This window comes from Vibrio sp. OPT46 (assembly GCF_015163535.1).
Taxonomy (GTDB): Bacteria; Pseudomonadota; Gammaproteobacteria; order Enterobacterales; family Vibrionaceae; genus Vibrio; species Vibrio alginolyticus.
In genome coordinates this window covers 31,064-32,295 of sequence record NZ_JADDYG010000010.1, presented here as the reverse complement: position 1 = coordinate 32,295, position 1,232 = coordinate 31,064, and the positions used below count along the sequence as shown (strand labels likewise).

At 43.3% G+C, this 1,232-nt stretch carries 3 protein-coding genes; 1 reads left to right on the top strand and 2 read right to left on the bottom strand.

Annotated elements, in window-relative coordinates; genetic code table 11:
* Positions 1 to 96, top strand: a 96-nt coding sequence (locus IQR33_RS32055; protein WP_228013714.1) for a DUF2058 family protein, incomplete at its 5' end; no start/stop codon positions are given.
* Between the two features lie 93 nt (positions 97 to 189).
* Here the strand turns inward: IQR33_RS32055 and IQR33_RS01615 are convergent.
* On the bottom strand, positions 190 to 804 hold the full coding sequence (locus IQR33_RS01615; protein WP_017633575.1) for a LysE family translocator: 615 nt from the start codon (positions 802 to 804) through the stop codon (positions 190 to 192).
* 77 nt (positions 805 to 881) lie between these two features.
* Positions 882 to 1,232: ribosome recycling factor family protein (locus tag IQR33_RS01610; RefSeq protein ID WP_193843452.1), on the bottom strand; the 351-nt coding region annotated here is incomplete at its 5' end.

Here is a 1,232-nt window from a genome sequence, read left to right as displayed (position 1 = left end):
TCCGTAATCATCGAACAAAAAGAACCTGAATCGGACATTCCAGCAGAAGACGATCCATACGCAGATTTCGTCGTGCCTGACGATTTGATGTGGTAACAATAAATTAATCGATACATCAACGAAAAGAGCCGCTAATGTAACATCAGCGGCTTTTTTTATAGAAAAATAATCTACAGAGATGATGTTTTGTTATTGCTTACTTAGAAGCAAATTCGCACCTGATGCAGCTAAAAACAACGAACATCCGCGATTGAAACGTTTCGCCATTTTTGGATTTGAAAACCAGTGTCTCAAGTACAAACCAAAGATGGCATAGATTGAAATGGCGACCATTTCTAATATCAAAAACGTCGAGCCAAGGGCAAAAAACTGCTCTTGAACGTTGGCATTGGCATCAACAAATTGCGGCAAGAATGCAGTAAAAATAAGAATCGCTTTCGGGTTGCCAGCAGCAAGCGTAAATTCTTGCTTCGCAAGTCCTGCGTAATTGCGCGAATTGTCCAAGTCAGAGATCGGACTGGACTCTGAACGCCAAAGGTTGAACGCAATCCACAGTAGATACAGCGCCCCTACCAGCTTTATTGCCAAAAATAGCATTTCTGACGTATACAAAATCACAGCCAGACCTGATGCAGACAACGCAATCATTGCTGAAAAAGCGGCAATTCTGCCTAAACTGGCCGTAAACGCGGCCCTAAAGCCGTAACAACGCGCATTATTCATTGCCAATAAATTGTTTGGGCCTGGAGCCATATTTAGAGCGAAGCAAGCAGGAATAAAAAGGAGAAGCTGCCAAATATCCATAATAAAATGGTCTTAGTGAGTGATATTGATCGGTACCCTAACATCTGTTAATAAAGTGAGTAAACCACAAACCGATCTTAAAGCAACTCAGCATCAAATCGTGCCGTGCGAGCTTGAACTAACGTGCAGTTCGTTTCAGCCATCAGCTCCGCTAAGGTGATGTTTGGGTTTTGTCTCACCAAACGTATCAACTTCACGTCCAAAGGTTCCAATTTGTCTTGGTGAGCAAGTAGAGCTTGTTCGATTTTGTTGATCGCAAATCGCATCGTCTCTGCTTCTTCGTTTTTGAGATGCTCTAAAAACGCTTTTACATCCAAAGCCTCGCCCGAGATTTGCCAGTGACGAGATCGTCTAATTCGCTTAAGATCGCACTGTTTTTCTGCTGCGAGTGTTTTCGCTCGCTTGGCATGGTCGCCCCCAATACGGTG

Bases quoted from the DNA above. Each gene is read 5' to 3' on its own strand.
- IQR33_RS01615 (WP_017633575.1), bottom strand. From the start codon at position 804: ATGGATATTTGGCAGCTTCTCCTTTTTATTCCTGCTTGCTTCGCTCTA.